The organism is Bacillus sp. EKM501B (genome assembly GCF_011800505.1).
Lineage (GTDB): Bacteria > Bacillota > Bacilli > Bacillales > Bacillaceae_G > Bacillus_A > Bacillus_A cereus.
The window spans coordinates 12,566-26,908 of the sequence record NZ_JAALFZ010000024.1; the positions used below are offsets into that span (position 1 = coordinate 12,566).

Consider the following 14,343-nt stretch of genomic DNA (forward strand, 5'->3'; position numbering starts at 1 on the left):
ACAGGAAATGGAGCAAAACCCATCTTTGCAAGAAAATACACGCAATAAACCGAAAAAAAATAAGAAAAAAATAAAAATTATTATAAGCGCTATACTATTCGTTTTATTAATAGGCGGCGGTTATACTTGGTTTTTAGTAAATAAAGCATCTTCTGCTGTTCGAAATGCCGCACACGATTTAGCACGCGGTGATAAATCTGATTTACGTGATAAGGCTGTAAAACCTATTACAAACAATGTCTCTGTTTTAATAATGGGTGTCGATGAAAGCGATGTCCGTGGAAAAGAATATGGTGAAGCTATAAGAACAGACGCGCTTTTACTTGCAACATTTAATAAAGATAGCAAAACTGTTAAACTATTAAGTATCCCACGTGACACATATACTTATATTCCAATAGAAAAGAAAAAAGATAAAATTACACACGCTCATGCATTCGGTTCTGCTAAAAACGGAAAAAATGGTGGACCACAAGCAAGCATTGATGCAGTTGAAAAATTAATGAATGTTCCTGTCGATTATTTTGTAAAATTCAACTTTAAATCATTTATAAAAATCGTCGATGACTTGGGCGGTGTTGAAGTTGATGTACCAGTTGAATTTACTGAGCAAGATAGCAATGATAATGCTGAGGCTATTCATCTAGAAAAAGGTGTTCAAAAGCTAAATGGCGAAGAAGCTCTTGCTCTTGCTAGAACAAGGCACATCGATAGTGATGCAATGCGTGGACAACGTCAACAACTCGTTATCGAGGCTATTTTAAAGAAACTAACAAGTGTTGGTTCTGTAACAAAAGTTGGCAACATCATTGATGATATTAACGGACAATTCGTTACAAACTTAACATTTGATGATATGCTTTCATTCTATAAATATGGATCGGATTCGGAAATTGAGAAATTACAAATCCAAGGTGATGATTGCTACATGGCAAAAGGTGACGATACTTGTAGCAAATCTGCTGGTGGTGGTCGAACTTACTACTACAATCCAGATAAAAAAGAATTAGCTAATGTTACAAATGAACTTCGTACTCATCTTGGGCTACCTGCATATACAAAGTCTGACTCAAACTCTGATTCGAAAAAGACAAAAGAATCTAAGTCTGAAAATTCAAGTGAACGCGAATCAAATAACAATGAAGTGAAAAATAAGAACAAAAATAGCAGTGAAGATACAGAAACATCGTCTAATGACAATGAATAATATAGAAGCGGTTCTCTATGGAGGTAGAGAACCGCTTCTTTTTATTCTTCCAAATATAAAAATCAGAACTTTCTAACTATCTTTTTTAATATTTTTAAATTATAATAAATAGTAGCAATCTATTCCAATTATCAGGGGGCTCATACATATGAAAGCTGCAGTAAAACATAACATCTCAGATTTTAAAGACTACTTAAAATCTAACGATATATACATGGAAGAAAATATAGATGAAAATGATGGCTCTGTTCATTTTTCAGTAGGATTAGAGACTGAAGCTGGCGCAAAGATTCAACTTATCGCTGCTTTCCAAAACGAACATCCTACGGTGGATATATACTGCTTCAATGTTGCTCACGTGCCTGATGCAACATCAACAAATGATATTTTACATGTCATCAATGAATTAAATACATCTTATCGCTTTGCAAAATTCACATTAAATAAGCAAAATGCAATTGATATTTCAACATCTCTTGCATTCTCAGAACCAAACTTTAATCCAGCACTTGTCTTTGAACATACGAGAATGCTATATAAATTAGCAAATGACGAATATAAAAACTTAATGAAAGTTATTTGGGCATAAAGTAAAACTATAATCCGTTAGGTTTACGGGCAATAAATAAAAGGATGGGCTGTAAGCAGCACCATCCTTTTATTTTGATATCATATCGATCCACATTTTAACAGCAGTGCCTACAATTAAAGTGGACAATACATATTGCAGTACTTTTTGATTTAGCCTCTTCCCGACTCGTGCTCCAAGTGGCGCAGCAAATATACTGGCAACCGCAATAATTAGAGCTGGAATGATAACTACTTGCCCAGTAACCATTTTTCCTGTAGTAATCCCTATTGAGGAAATAAACGTAATAGCGATAGATGTTGCGATCGTCATGCGCAGTGGTAATTTTAAAATAACTAGCATAATGGGAACTAAAAGGAACGAACCTCCAGCTCCTATAATGCCTGAAGCTCCCCCTACAACGAACGCTAACAAGCTTGCTAACCATTTATTATACTTCACATCTCCACTATTATTTTGTTTCGGTACAAACATCATAATAGCTGCAATTGTAGCTAATGCTGCATAAACAACATTGACTGTATGTTCCTCTAATATGTTAGCACCGAAACTCCCTATGAAGCTTCCTATTAATATACTAGCTCCCATATACATAACTAACGTTTTATTCATGTCATTACTTTTCCGGTATGCCCAAGCGCCTGCAAAAGTTGCAAAGAATACTTGTACCGCTGTAATACCGCTCACTTCATGTGATGTATAGCCAGAAAATCCCAGCAATACCGGAATGTATAAGATCATCGGATAATTAATAATCGCACCGCCAATTCCAACCATTCCTGATATAAACGATCCTATAAATCCAATTATAAAAAGTAATACGACTAAGCTCATCTTACATCCCCTCCCTTCTAGAAAGAAGATGAATTAAATGAATAAGTTTACATTCCCATCCGAAGCATCTGCTAAATAAGCTCCTACTCCTGCAAACTCTACCCCTTCCATAATCTCTTCCTCTTTTAACCCTAATAAATCTACTGTCATTTGACAAGCGACAAGTTTAATCCCCTGTTCTTTCGCCAAATCGATTAAATCTGGTAAAGGCATCGCATTATGTTTTTTCATAATACCTTTAATCATCTTTGGTCCCATACCTGCAAAATTCATTTTTGATAATCCCATCTTATCCGCACCGCGTGGCATCATTTTTCCAAACACTTTTTCTATAAAAGTTTTCTTTACCTTCACATGCTCATCTTTCCTTAAAGCATTTAATCCCCAAAAAGTATGAAAAATAGTTACCTCTTGATCATACGCCGCTGCACCATTTGCAATAATATAAGCAGCCATTGCTTTATCATAATCTCCGCTAAATAAAACGATTGTTGTTTTCTTCTGTTGTTCCATGTTGTTCTCCCTCCGATTACCTATAGGGGTATTTTATCATTTATAAAAAGGCTCAAATCATGTATCTCTGTACTATACGACTTTACCTTCCCATGCTAACATACCACCTACCATATTAATTGCTTGAAAACCGTAGCTCTCTAAAAACTGAACTGCTCGTGCACTTCTTCCGCCAGAACGACAAACGATAATATACTCTTTCTTTTTATCCAACTCATGCATACGAAACTCTAATAGTCCTAGTGGAATATTACACGCTTCTGGAATTTTCCCTTCGGCTACTTCTTCTACTTCACGTACGTCCACGATATTTACTGCTTCTTTACGTAACAATTTTTCTTCCAATTCTTTTACTGTCATTTCTTTCATTTTAAATTCCCTCCTCACAAACCATTCATACCGCCTGAAACATTGATAACGTGCTGAAATCCTAATTTCTTTAATACCTTTGCTGCTTGCTTACTTCTCATTCCACTTTGGCAAATAACGATTACTTCCTTATTCTTATCTAATTGATTCGCCTTACTTGCTAGATCATTTAGGGGGATATTTTGAAAGCCTTTCATATGATTCCCTCTATATTCACCTACTGTACGGACATCAATAAAATACTTCCCCTTTTTCCCCACTATACTTTTCAATTCTTTGCCATTTATATTTTGAACACCTTTCACTGGTAAAAATCGTGAAATAACAAACCATGCAGCAAGTACAATGAAAAGCGTACTTAATATTGTGTTCATATAACCAACCTCTCTATATTTACAAAACTATTGCTTCACTACGCCTTCCTAATCCAAAACTTCAGCACATCGCCTTCTTCTTCAAGCTTTACGATGTCATGGCCACATTTATTTGCCCACGCTGGAATATCCTTAACTGACCCTTTATCCGTTACATGTATTTCTAACACTTCTCCAGTTTGTAGAGCATCCATTGCTCTCTTTGTTCTTACAATCGGCATTGGACATGCTAAACCTTTCGCATCTAACACTTGTTTTATATTCATCATCAATTCCTCCATTTTTTATTTATTTCATTATTCGTGCACTGCACAACGATTTGGACCAATCTCCATTTCACGCTCTTTATCCACACTTGGGTGAATTTTACCCATATTGGTTTGACGAATTTCTTCATATGCATTTGGCTGAGGTGGTAAGTTTTCTGTTACAACTTTACGGAACTCTCCCTCATCCTCAATATTTAATCCTGCATTATGCTCAAATAAATCTTTTAATTTTGCACTAACGATACCACTTTCGTTCATTTCACTTATTTTTGAATAATGAGCCGGTAACACAACTAAATTTTGAGATAGCTCTTTATATCGGCTATACAAAGTATTACGTAAATCACTCACCCAATCTTCAGCCTTACCAGCAAGATCAGGACGCCCAATTGAATCTACAAATAAAATATCGCCTGATAATAAATAAGAATCATCTACAATGAATGACGTACTTCCAATCGTATGCCCTGGTGAGTATAATGCGTCAATTACAATTTTAGTACCCCCCACCGTAATAACAGATCCTTCAACAAGCGGTTCGTATGAGAAAACAACTTCCTCTGCATCTTTTGGTGGTAACCAATACGTACCACCTACCTTTTCCGCTAACTTACGTCCTCCGGAAATATGGTCTGCATGTAAATGTGTATCCATTACATTCGTAATCGTAACGCCATGCTCTTTCGCAAATTCTTCATATGCTTCAACTGTTCTTACTGCATCAATAACTGCTGCTTCACCATTTGAAACGACCATATAAGATAAACAGCCTTTTCCAAGGCGGTTAAACTGATACATACTTCCACCATTTTTTAAATCTCCAACTTTTATAAGCTTTACATATTCACTCCAAGCCTTCATGCCACCAGCTAAATAATAAATATTTTCTAATCCAGCCTCTGTTAATTGCTCTGCCACAAATATAGAAGACCCTTCTTTTGCACATACTACTAAAACATCTTTATCTTTAGGTAATTCACTTACAATATGATCTACACCATCTAACAAGTCAAAGTAAGGTCTATTAATAGAAGAAACTTGTTTCCCTTCAATTTTCCAATCTTCATAATCCGCCTCATTACGAACATCTAAAATGAATAACTCTCCGAATAACACTTTCTCTGCCACATCTTTTGCTTGTAACGGTTTAACACTCACTCTATTACCCCCATAGGTATATTTTTATTCAAAAAAATTTATTTCTCTATATTCCCTTGCCACTCTAACATACCTGGAATGACATTTTTCACATTTGAATAACCTTTCTCTTTCAACATTTGGCAAGCTATATCACTGCGATTACCAGTTCGGCAAATAACATAAATTTGCTTCGTCTTATCTAATACTGCGCTGTCTAATTCACCTAATGGTACCGAAATGGCGGATGGAATATGACCAAAAGCAAATTCCGCTGCTTCGCGAACATCTAATACAATGCTCTCTTCTCCATGAGACAATATAGGCTGTAATTCTGCATTCGTAATTGTATGTGGATATTTCACAATTTCATTCACTTCATGCTCGTTTGCTTTCCTAACATAATGCACCAATACATTATCCTCGTGTTTCGTCCCGATATATTGATGTCCTACTTTACCCGCCCAACTTTTTATATCTACCGTAGATCCTTTATCTGTTGCCTGAACTTCAATTACTTGCCCTGGTGCTAATCCTTCTATCGCCTTCTTCGTTTTCACAATCGGCATCGGACAAGCCAACCCTTTACAATCTAAACTCATATCCACTTTTATACTCATAATTGATTCCTCCACAACTTATATACATATACCTGTATGGGTATATTAAAATGTTTTTGAAAATCTGTCAACAATTATGTCTGACAGATTATCGGCTTTTTACAAGTAATTGAACAGCTTCTTTAATTAACTCTTCATTTGAAGCATTACCGCTTTCAAACTGCTCACGCAAACATTGCTCTAAATTTGTCCCAACAACAAGTCCAATTGTACGATCAAGTGCAGAACGAGATGCCGTTAACTGTGTAATAACCTCTCGGCAATCTTTTCCTTCTTCCATCATACGAAGTACACCACGAACTTGACCTTCAATACGTTTCAATCTATTTTTCATATCTTGATTATATTCCATTCTATAATCACCTCATTACCATTATGTCACTATTTATAACCTATGACAATATATTATACCCTATAGGGTATTTTGTAAACCCCTATTTTTAATATTTATCTTATATGTTCACAAAACAAGAAGTGAAACCTTACTATATAGGCTTTCATCTTCCACCAAATTTTGAAGTGGAAGATGAAAAAATATTAATATACAACACGTTCTGGTACTACTGTTCCGTATAATTTAAAGCCACCATCTAAGTTCTTTACCTTATATCCTTTTTCCATTAACATGCGCGCTGCAACATACCCTCTCATACCAAGTTGGCAAGTGATATATATTTCTTTGTCCATTGGCACTTCATCCAATCGATCACGTAATTCATCTAACGGAATATTAATAGAGTCTTTAATCATTCCCTGTTTTAGTTCATTAGGCTCTCGAACATCAATAAGATATCCACCATTTTTAACAATGTGATCTATTTCATGCCATTGCACTGTGTCCACAAAACCATCTACTATATTACTTGCCGCATACCCCACCATGTTTACTGGGTCTTTTGCAGAAGAATAGGGCGGGGCATATGATAATTCTAAATCCGGCAAATCGATTACAGTTAAGTTTGCCTTCATTGCCGTTGCAATAACATCAATACGCTTATCTACACCATCACGCCCTAACGCCTGCGCTCCATAAATTTTTCCGCTTTCTTTATTAAAAATTAATTTTATTAGCACAGGCGTAGCATTCGGATAATATCCCGCATGAGAATTTGCCTGTACATGTACTACCTCATAGGGTATATTTAGTCGTTTTAATATTTTCTCATTCACTCCAGTCGAAGCAACTGTTAAATCAAAAACTTTAGCCACAGAAGTTCCCATCGTACCTTTATATAAAGAATCCGTATGACCATGAATAATATCTGCTAACATGCGACCTTGACGATTAGCTGGCCACGCTAAAGGAATCATCGTTTCTATTTCTGTAACAAAATCTTTCACTTCAATCGCATCACCAATTGCATATACATATGGGTCAGATGTTTGAAATTTCTCATTTACCTTTATCGTTCCTCTAACTCCCAATGCTAATCCTGCCTCTTTCGCTAAACTACTCTCTGGTTGTACACCAATTGCTAAAATAATCATATCTGTTTTTATAACTGAGCCACTTTTTAAACGTACAATAGCCCCGTCTTCTTCTAACGCATCTACACCATCTTCTAAAACAAGCTCAACATTGTGATTTCTCATATGTTCATGTACGTATGCTGCCATTTCATAATCGATTGGTGGCATTACTTGATTCGCCATCTCTACAAGAGTAACATCAATCCCGCGTTCTCTTAAATTCTCAACCATTTCCACTCCAATAAATCCTCCACCAATAACCGTCGCATGACGTGGTTTCTTCTCATCAATATACGCTTTTATACGATCTGTATCAGGTACATTTCGTAACGTAAACAACGCCTTCGCTTCTTCAATGCCCGGAATAGGTGGAACAATTGGTTTCGCCCCTGGTGAAAGAATCAAAACATCATATTCCTCGTTATATGTTTCATCTGTAGTTACATTCTTTATCGTAATTGTTTTCTCTTCTTTATTAATCTTTACAACTTCACTCAATACACGTATCTCTAAATTAAAACGTTTTGACATCCTTTCAACAGTTTGTACTAATAACTTTTGTCTTTCTGTAATGACACCGCCAATATAATATGGCAATCCACAGTTTGCGAACGAAATGTATTCACCGCGTTCAACCATAATAATTTCATCTTCCTCACTTAAACGACGAAGCCTTGCAGCTACTGATGCCCCGCCAGCAACTCCGCCTACTACAACAATTTTTCTAGACATATTTCAAACCTCCATGTTATTTATTATTTAATTTCCTCATGCATCAAACAAAAACCTATACCTGTATGGGTATATGATAGAGTATAAAAAATTTAATTTCAATCAATATGTCTTTCTTTCACAAATTTGAAACAAATAAAAAAGAACTTAGATACCTCCAAGTTCTTTTGCGTATAGTTCTATAACTTTCTGCACGATTAAACCAATGTATAAATACGTGTTTTGAAAATTTAAATACACCTGTATTTAAATTTTCAAAATCAATAGCTTCTTCACATAAGGTTAAATCCATTCCACGTAAAATTCTTTAATGCCACAACCTGAGAAAACGAATCCCAATGGACTCTTTTTCTACAATGATATATTTATTTTTTTCGTTGCATCTCTATCATTAATCATAACCATCTGCGTCTCGTTATTTGGCAAAAATACGATATATTTTCCCGTTCTCACATTCCTCCAAATAACTTTTCCTTCTTCGTCTGTTTTCCCTATTGAGATCCCAATTTCTTTACTGGGTTCAGGTGATTCGTCTTTCATAAGTATAATTTCAAAATCTTTTATTGGCTGTTTTTCTTTATTTTTCACGTGAAAAGTTACAGAATTAACAACCTTACTAAACTTCTTTTCATTATTTACTATATAACTAGTCATTACGATTATGACCAATACACAAAATAAAATCCATAAAAGCTTATTATATTTATTCAGACCATTTTTTAAGATTATTAAAAACATCGTCTGTCACCCGGTTTCCAGAATTCCAAGAATTACTTCCTACTGTATGGGTAGCTATTATTGTTACACCCGTACGAGAATAGTCATGATATACAGGTGCTCCACTTTGACATCCATAAGTGTCCATCCTATATGTTAAAATTCTAGGACTAGTGCCTTCAATTGGTCCATAATCTGTCCACATAGTATATTTTTCATTTCCTACTTTATCACATGGATACCCTGGAACTACTGCGAGTAATCCCTTTGGAGACTCTACATTAGTAGTTCTATATCCTAACCAACCTGTATAATCTCCAGGAGATCCATTTAATTTAATGGCTCCATAATCAAATTCCGAATCTCCATCATCAGTCCATCCACTTACTGAATAAAGCTTTGTCCAACTATAAGGCAAATACGGTGCTTGGTCTCCATTTCTACCAGGAGTCACAATAACATTTTTTGCCCATCCACCAAGCTTTTTATTGTAAACACAGTGCCCAGCTGTAAATACTGTATCTTTACTAATTAGCGCTCCTGTACACCCATAAACCTCTTGTCCATTAAATTGAATTACTAAGTGTACTATAGCCCTATAAGGATACAAAGTTGTATTAGTAACTCTAATTCGATCATCTCTTCCTATTACAGAATGTGTAAGGATATTAGATGGATAATTAAAATTACTGTCTCTTAATAAGTATCCCCAATCTTCCCCACCATGTTTACGCCCTTCAAATGAAGGTGAAACAAGATCTTCTCCCCTTCGATCATTACTATACAAAGATTGTTCTTGAAAAAGTACACGTTCTCCCTCATTTGAAACTGATGTCCACGGTACATCTTCTGCATACACCTTCTGATTCACCAAAAATACTGTACAAAAAAAGATAAAAAGAACACCAAAACTATAAAGAGCCAACCTACATCTTATAGAAATAAAGCTATCCAACATAACTTACCTCCTATACAAATGATAGCGAACAATTGAAGATCCCTTTATAAATTCTAGTTTTTCTTTTTTTAGAAGTCAACGTAATTAATAATGATTATCATTATTAATTACGTTGACTTAACAAAATCAAACAATGAGTCATATTCTTTACTCTGCGTTCAAAAACCTGTCTCATTAAAGTTTCACCATATTACATAAATCCATAACCTTTTTCACAATCAACTCCGCAGTATTCTCTCCCGGTGGCATTAACAAATTTGTAACTGTTCCATACACAATAGGACTTAATTCTACTTCATATCCGCCATATGCATATTCGTCTTTTGTCGGTAAATAACCAAGATATCCGTTCATATATCCACCAAAGAAAGCCAATTCATTTTGAAGGCTCTCTTTCATTGCTAAGGCAGTTTCTGAAAAAGGTTCCATCGGTATACCTGAAAACATACCATCATTAACTTGAAACAGTTGAACTTCTAAATCTATACGTAACTTCCGAATACCTTGCCTATATTTCTCTAATACGATAGCAAGCCATTCATCCGTATTCACGCCCCACTGCTTCTCGGCCAATCGAGCCATGCTTCGTATCTCATCAATTTCAGGAATATCCTTCAACTTCATTTGCATCATACTTGAAACTGTCCTTAATTTTACAATTGGACTATATGTAACTGTTGGTAACATCGTTAATACATGTCCACTAAGTATGTAAGCCATTTGTTTTAACGCTTCCCTTGAACCGCGATATTTCGCATTCACATTTCCAGCGGCACCTTGAACAATAATAACAGGGCAGTTCACTATCTGCTCTAGAATCTCTCTCGTTATTTCAGGATAATCTGCTGATAATTCATCGCTATCACCTTTTAAAACATTCGGATGCGCAGTACAAAATACTATAATCCCAGATAGCTCCTTCGTTTCAGCATTTCTGATTGCCAACATGCCAATTCGTTTATCTACAACACCCTCAATATTTGTTCCCATCTCTGCTCTTCCATCAGATGTTCTCTCTCGTCGGTTTACACCGATATCACCTGTCGTAACACCCCATCCAACTTCGCATCGCTTTAAATTGTTATTTGCAGTAACAGCACCATGTACTACATTATTTACTAAAATCATTTTATACGACTGCACTAGCGGATCATCACCGACTGTCTCTGGACCGGAATGCGTATGAGTATAAACAACCGTTATTCGCTCAAATGGCACATGAAGCCTACTTGCTACTCGCTCACGAATCATATTCGTATCTTCTACTAACATCCCAATATTATCGATACTTATAAACACAGTTTTCATTTCATCTTTTTCAAATACAAAAACTGTCCCATAAATACGCTCTTCAATATTATTTATTCCTGTCTCTCTATGATATCCGACAAAATCAATACCTACAGGCGGCGTAATATCAACCTTACATACCCCTATTTTGCTCATTTAAATCACTCCATTTCTCTATATAACTCCCTTTTTTCAAGAATAGCATATTTAACTTGGTTCCAAATAAAAAGAACGGACACAGTATCCTATGTCCGTTCTTCCCCTCACACATACTTCCGATGCACCATCTTACCATCATAAGAAAACACAACGCCCTTACTCTCCACAATGGACTCCATATGCACCGTTCTTCCCCATAGTTGATGAAGATATGGTAATACTTTTTCTAAATATTTTAAATCGAGCTCGATTCCTTCGTAACTATGTTTAATGTATAACTCTCCGTTTTTTAAGTAGTCTCCGTCTTCTACTACTAAGTATGGGAAGCCACCATTTGTACGCATATTTACGAGCTGATCACGTACATTTTCCCATTCTTTATCTATTACCTTATATTCTTTTCCTTGGCGCTGGAATAAATACATATCTTCTCTCATTACGAGATCTTTATTTAAGTAGTTTCTTAAGAAGGATACATCCCATTCGATTTCGCGTACTTCAAACATTTTGTCACGGCCAGATCCTGGTTTTACGCCTCGTCGTTTCATTTCTTCAGTCGGATTGTTGTACCGTTCTTCAATATCTTCAAAGATTTTAATACCGAGGTAGTATGGATTAATACTTGTTTTTGATGGCTGAACGACACCTGCATTTAGTTTCGCAAATTCAATTGCTTCATCAGAGGTTAAGTCCATTTCACGAAGTATGCGTTGATGCCAGTAGGATGCCCAGCCTTCGTTCATGATTTTCGTTTCAAGCTGCGGCCAAAAATATAACATTTCTTCGCGCATCATCGTTAATATATCACGCTGCCAATCTTCTAACTCACGGCTATATTCTTCAATAAAGAGAAGTAAATCCTTCTCTGGTTGCGGTGGGATTTTCTTCTTTTTACGTATATTAGAGCGCTCTTGTTTTTTATTTCGGTTATCTAAATTCCATAAATCATCGTATTGCGATACCTTTTTCTTTTCTACTTCTTCCTCTTCTAAATCATCAATACTCCATGCGAGCTTGGGACGCATAAGCGACGGATCAATATGCTCTTGAATGGCAAGTACGGCATCTAAAAATGTTTCTACCTCTGCTTTTCCATACTTATGCTCATAAGCTTTCACACGGTCCGCTGTTGCGGCCATACTCTCTACCATATCTCGCTTCGTATTTGAAAAACGAATATTATTTTTGAAGAAGTCACAGTGTGCTAAAACGTGCGCTACAATTAATTTGTTTTGAATTAAAGAGTTCGTATCTAATAAAAAGGCGTAACATGGATCAGAGTTAATAACGAGTTCGTATATTTTACTAAGTCCTAAATCGTATTGTAATTTCATTCTGAAAAATTGTTTTCCAAAACTCCAATGTGAAAACCTTGTCGGCATCCCATATGCACCAAATGTATAAATAATTTCCGCTGGACATATTTCATAACGCATCGGATAAAAATCAAGCCCAAATCCAGTCGCAATTTCCGTAATTTCCGCAATCGCATATTGCAGTGCTTTATCGTCACTTGCTCTCATTATTTTCCCTCCTTACACTTTCCCTTAAGAAAGTGTATGATGAAGAACAAGCTTTCATGAGGATTGATTGCATAATAAAAAGACACCCCCGCAAAAACGAGAATGTCTCATCTATTAACCTTCAATAATCTCCATCTTCTCCGTAATCGGAGTACGTGCTTTTCCTTCTGGCGCTTTATCGAAATAGCCGATATGAAGAATTCCAACGATACGTTGGCCTCTTGTTAAACCGATTCCTTCTATAAATAATGGATTGTAGTTTAATCCGCCTGATTTCCAAACGCAACCTAATCCGCGTTCCCAAGCAAGAAGTTGGAAGTTTTGCATGAATGCACATGTTGCAGCATAATCTTCATCACGTTGAATTTGACGCGGATCTTCATTTATATATACAACGATTTGTGCAGGCGTGCTTAAAAAACGATCTGATAAAATTTTACCGCGTTTCGCTCTTTCTTCTTCCGTGAAAGAGTTTAATACTGCATCTACTAATTTCTTGCGGCCTTCTCCGATGTATAGTTTACAATTCCATGGTTCACGGTGCTTATGATTTGGTGCCCATGTTGCATCGTTTAATAGTTCAATTAATAAATCTTTTTCTACTGCTTTGTCTGTAAATGTACGAACAGAGCGTCTTTCTTTAATCACATTAGCGATGGAAGTATATGTAGTCATATTTATCTCTCCCTTATTTTTATCTATATGTATAAGTTTATCGTCATCATTGATATTGATTTTCAATTTCGATTATACCTTAGTTTTTTACTATTAATCAATGTTTTATGTTGGAAAACTTCTAAAAACGTCATTTCATACTGTGAATAAAAAAACTTGATTTGTTCACAAGTATTTCACATTTTATGGAAATGATATGTGTACAGTTTTCTACATTATCCATCTAGGAGGAGTTTACATGTACAAAAAAATCGCTGTTTGTATGACTATGGCAGCATTATTATGCGGGATATCCACCTTCCCTACATCCGCTGCCACACCAAAAGAAGTAACAATGCATCACCATAAACCAATTCCAGAAGAAGAAGTGCAATCGCTAGAAAAACTCGGCTATAACAAACATGAAATTTGGAAAGCTGCTCATATTGCAAGAATTAGTAATAAAGAAATAAAAGATGTTTTAGCTTACTATAAGCAAAATAAATCTTGGGAGAAAACAGCCGAGCATTTCGGTGTAGATCCAAGTAAGCTGAAAAAGCATCATATGAATAAAGAAACAAAGCAAGCACTGCTACAACAGTTAGCAACTATGCAAAAATCCACACCTGATCAGCTAAAGCAAAAAATGAAAGAATATAACATCAAATTGCGTCATCTTACTGTGTTAACAATCATCTCTCAAAAAAGCAATACCCCTCTTGATGATGTATTAAAAATGAAAAAAGATGGAATGGACATTAAACAAATTGCCGAAAAATTAAATGTAAAAAGAGAAGATATACGAGCGGAAATGATGAAATTAGTGAAGTCTATTAAAGAACAAAAAACAAATTAAAATGCTAAAAAGGAAGAGGCTTTCACTACTCTTCCTTTTCTTTATGAACTTTCAATTTTTAAGTATAAATTC

General features: G+C 35.6%; 17 protein-coding genes. 3 read left to right on the forward strand and 14 right to left on the reverse strand.

Annotated features, from left to right (window positions below):
- Positions 1-7: 7 nt before the first annotated feature.
- Both HFD78_RS25725 and HFD78_RS25730 read left to right on the forward strand, forming a co-directional pair.
- Positions 8-1,207, forward strand: a complete 1,200-nt coding sequence (locus HFD78_RS25725) for an LCP family protein (protein ID WP_000437392.1) — start codon at positions 8-10, stop codon at positions 1,205-1,207.
- 148 nt (positions 1,208-1,355) lie between these two features.
- Complete coding sequence (locus HFD78_RS25730; protein WP_000642362.1) at positions 1,356-1,796, forward strand: hypothetical protein; 441 nt, start codon at positions 1,356-1,358, stop codon at positions 1,794-1,796.
- 69 nt (positions 1,797-1,865) lie between these two features.
- Here HFD78_RS25730 and HFD78_RS25735 read toward each other — a convergent pair whose 3' ends face one another.
- From HFD78_RS25735 to HFD78_RS25800, 14 genes are all read right to left on the reverse strand, one after another.
- A complete protein-coding gene (locus HFD78_RS25735) occupies positions 1,866-2,630 on the reverse strand; it encodes a sulfite exporter TauE/SafE family protein (RefSeq protein ID WP_000060715.1) in 765 nt (254 codons plus the stop codon).
- 33 nt (positions 2,631-2,663) lie between these two features.
- Positions 2,664-3,143 carry a DsrE/DsrF/DrsH-like family protein gene (locus HFD78_RS25740; RefSeq protein WP_000437728.1) on the reverse strand — a complete coding sequence of 160 codons (480 nt, stop codon included), beginning with the start codon at positions 3,141-3,143 and terminating at the stop codon, positions 2,664-2,666.
- Positions 3,144-3,215: 72 nt separating this feature from the next.
- Positions 3,216-3,512 (reverse strand): rhodanese-like domain-containing protein, encoded by a 297-nt coding sequence (locus HFD78_RS25745; protein WP_000661816.1) that lies wholly within the window; start codon positions 3,510-3,512, stop codon positions 3,216-3,218.
- A 14-nt stretch (positions 3,513-3,526) separates the two neighbouring features.
- Entirely contained in the window at positions 3,527-3,886 is a 360-nt protein-coding gene (locus HFD78_RS25750; RefSeq protein ID WP_001092317.1) for a rhodanese-like domain-containing protein, read from the reverse strand.
- A 38-nt stretch (positions 3,887-3,924) separates the two neighbouring features.
- The gene (locus HFD78_RS25755; RefSeq protein WP_002093886.1) at positions 3,925-4,155 is read right to left on the reverse strand and encodes a sulfurtransferase TusA family protein; all 231 of its coding nucleotides are present in this window, start codon (positions 4,153-4,155) and stop codon (positions 3,925-3,927) included.
- 27 nt (positions 4,156-4,182) lie between these two features.
- Positions 4,183-5,313, reverse strand: coding sequence for an MBL fold metallo-hydrolase (locus HFD78_RS25760; RefSeq protein WP_000114055.1), 1,131 nt, complete (start codon positions 5,311-5,313; stop codon positions 4,183-4,185).
- Positions 5,314-5,351: 38 nt separating this feature from the next.
- Positions 5,352-5,912 (reverse strand): sulfurtransferase TusA family protein, encoded by a 561-nt coding sequence (locus HFD78_RS25765; RefSeq protein WP_000023958.1) that lies wholly within the window; start codon positions 5,910-5,912, stop codon positions 5,352-5,354.
- An 88-nt stretch (positions 5,913-6,000) separates the two neighbouring features.
- Positions 6,001-6,264, reverse strand: coding sequence for a metal-sensitive transcriptional regulator (locus HFD78_RS25770; RefSeq protein ID WP_000456205.1), 264 nt, complete (start codon positions 6,262-6,264; stop codon positions 6,001-6,003).
- Positions 6,265-6,449: 185 nt separating this feature from the next.
- Positions 6,450-8,114 (reverse strand): CoA-disulfide reductase, encoded by a 1,665-nt coding sequence (cdr, locus tag HFD78_RS25775; RefSeq protein WP_000087605.1) that lies wholly within the window; start codon positions 8,112-8,114, stop codon positions 6,450-6,452.
- A gap of 351 nt (positions 8,115-8,465) precedes the next feature.
- On the reverse strand, positions 8,466-8,852 hold the full coding sequence (locus tag HFD78_RS25780) for a YbfJ family protein (protein ID WP_000478588.1): 387 nt from the start codon (positions 8,850-8,852) through the stop codon (positions 8,466-8,468).
- The gene (locus tag HFD78_RS25785) at positions 8,818-9,789 is read right to left on the reverse strand and encodes a trypsin-like serine peptidase (protein WP_000887282.1); all 972 of its coding nucleotides are present in this window, start codon (positions 9,787-9,789) and stop codon (positions 8,818-8,820) included. The genes HFD78_RS25780 and HFD78_RS25785 overlap by 35 nt, the downstream gene beginning before the upstream one ends.
- A 174-nt stretch (positions 9,790-9,963) precedes the next feature.
- Entirely contained in the window at positions 9,964-11,235 is a 1,272-nt protein-coding gene (locus tag HFD78_RS25790; RefSeq protein ID WP_000034545.1) for a neutral/alkaline non-lysosomal ceramidase N-terminal domain-containing protein, read from the reverse strand.
- A 107-nt stretch (positions 11,236-11,342) separates the two neighbouring features.
- Positions 11,343-12,761: a stage V sporulation protein SpoVR gene (gene spoVR, locus HFD78_RS25795; RefSeq protein WP_001202701.1), complete on the reverse strand. Its 1,419-nt coding sequence runs from the start codon at positions 12,759-12,761 to the stop codon at positions 11,343-11,345.
- A gap of 114 nt (positions 12,762-12,875) precedes the next feature.
- Entirely contained in the window at positions 12,876-13,436 is a 561-nt protein-coding gene (locus HFD78_RS25800; RefSeq protein ID WP_000214819.1) for a nitroreductase family protein, read from the reverse strand.
- 238 nt (positions 13,437-13,674) lie between these two features.
- Here HFD78_RS25800 and HFD78_RS25805 point away from each other — a divergent pair, with 238 nt between their 5' ends.
- Positions 13,675-14,271, forward strand: coding sequence for a hypothetical protein (locus HFD78_RS25805; RefSeq protein ID WP_000276968.1), 597 nt, complete (start codon positions 13,675-13,677; stop codon positions 14,269-14,271).
- Positions 14,272-14,343 lie beyond the last annotated feature (72 nt).

Bases quoted from the DNA above. Each gene is read 5' to 3' on its own strand.
- HFD78_RS25725 (WP_000437392.1), top strand. From the start codon at position 8: ATGGAGCAAAACCCATCTTTGCAAGAAAATACACGCAATAAACCGAAA.
- HFD78_RS25730 (WP_000642362.1), top strand. From the start codon at position 1,356: ATGAAAGCTGCAGTAAAACATAACATCTCAGATTTTAAAGACTACTTA.
- HFD78_RS25735 (WP_000060715.1), bottom strand. From the start codon at position 2,630: ATGAGCTTAGTCGTATTACTTTTTATAATTGGATTTATAGGATCGTTT.
- HFD78_RS25740 (WP_000437728.1), bottom strand. From the start codon at position 3,143: ATGGAACAACAGAAGAAAACAACAATCGTTTTATTTAGCGGAGATTAT.
- HFD78_RS25745 (WP_000661816.1), bottom strand. From the start codon at position 3,512: ATGAAAGAAATGACAGTAAAAGAATTGGAAGAAAAATTGTTACGTAAA.
- HFD78_RS25750 (WP_001092317.1), bottom strand. From the start codon at position 3,886: ATGAACACAATATTAAGTACGCTTTTCATTGTACTTGCTGCATGGTTT.
- HFD78_RS25755 (WP_002093886.1), bottom strand. From the start codon at position 4,155: ATGATGAATATAAAACAAGTGTTAGATGCGAAAGGTTTAGCATGTCCA.
- HFD78_RS25765 (WP_000023958.1), bottom strand. From the start codon at position 5,912: ATGAGTATAAAAGTGGATATGAGTTTAGATTGTAAAGGGTTGGCTTGT.
- HFD78_RS25770 (WP_000456205.1), bottom strand. From the start codon at position 6,264: ATGGAATATAATCAAGATATGAAAAATAGATTGAAACGTATTGAAGGT.
- cdr (WP_000087605.1), bottom strand. From the start codon at position 8,114: ATGTCTAGAAAAATTGTTGTAGTAGGCGGAGTTGCTGGCGGGGCATCA.
- HFD78_RS25780 (WP_000478588.1), bottom strand. From the start codon at position 8,852: ATGTTTTTAATAATCTTAAAAAATGGTCTGAATAAATATAATAAGCTT.
- HFD78_RS25785 (WP_000887282.1), bottom strand. From the start codon at position 9,789: ATGTTGGATAGCTTTATTTCTATAAGATGTAGGTTGGCTCTTTATAGT.
- HFD78_RS25790 (WP_000034545.1), bottom strand. From the start codon at position 11,235: ATGAGCAAAATAGGGGTATGTAAGGTTGATATTACGCCGCCTGTAGGT.
- spoVR (WP_001202701.1), bottom strand. From the start codon at position 12,761: ATGAGAGCAAGTGACGATAAAGCACTGCAATATGCGATTGCGGAAATT.
- HFD78_RS25800 (WP_000214819.1), bottom strand. From the start codon at position 13,436: ATGACTACATATACTTCCATCGCTAATGTGATTAAAGAAAGACGCTCT.
- HFD78_RS25805 (WP_000276968.1), top strand. From the start codon at position 13,675: ATGTACAAAAAAATCGCTGTTTGTATGACTATGGCAGCATTATTATGC.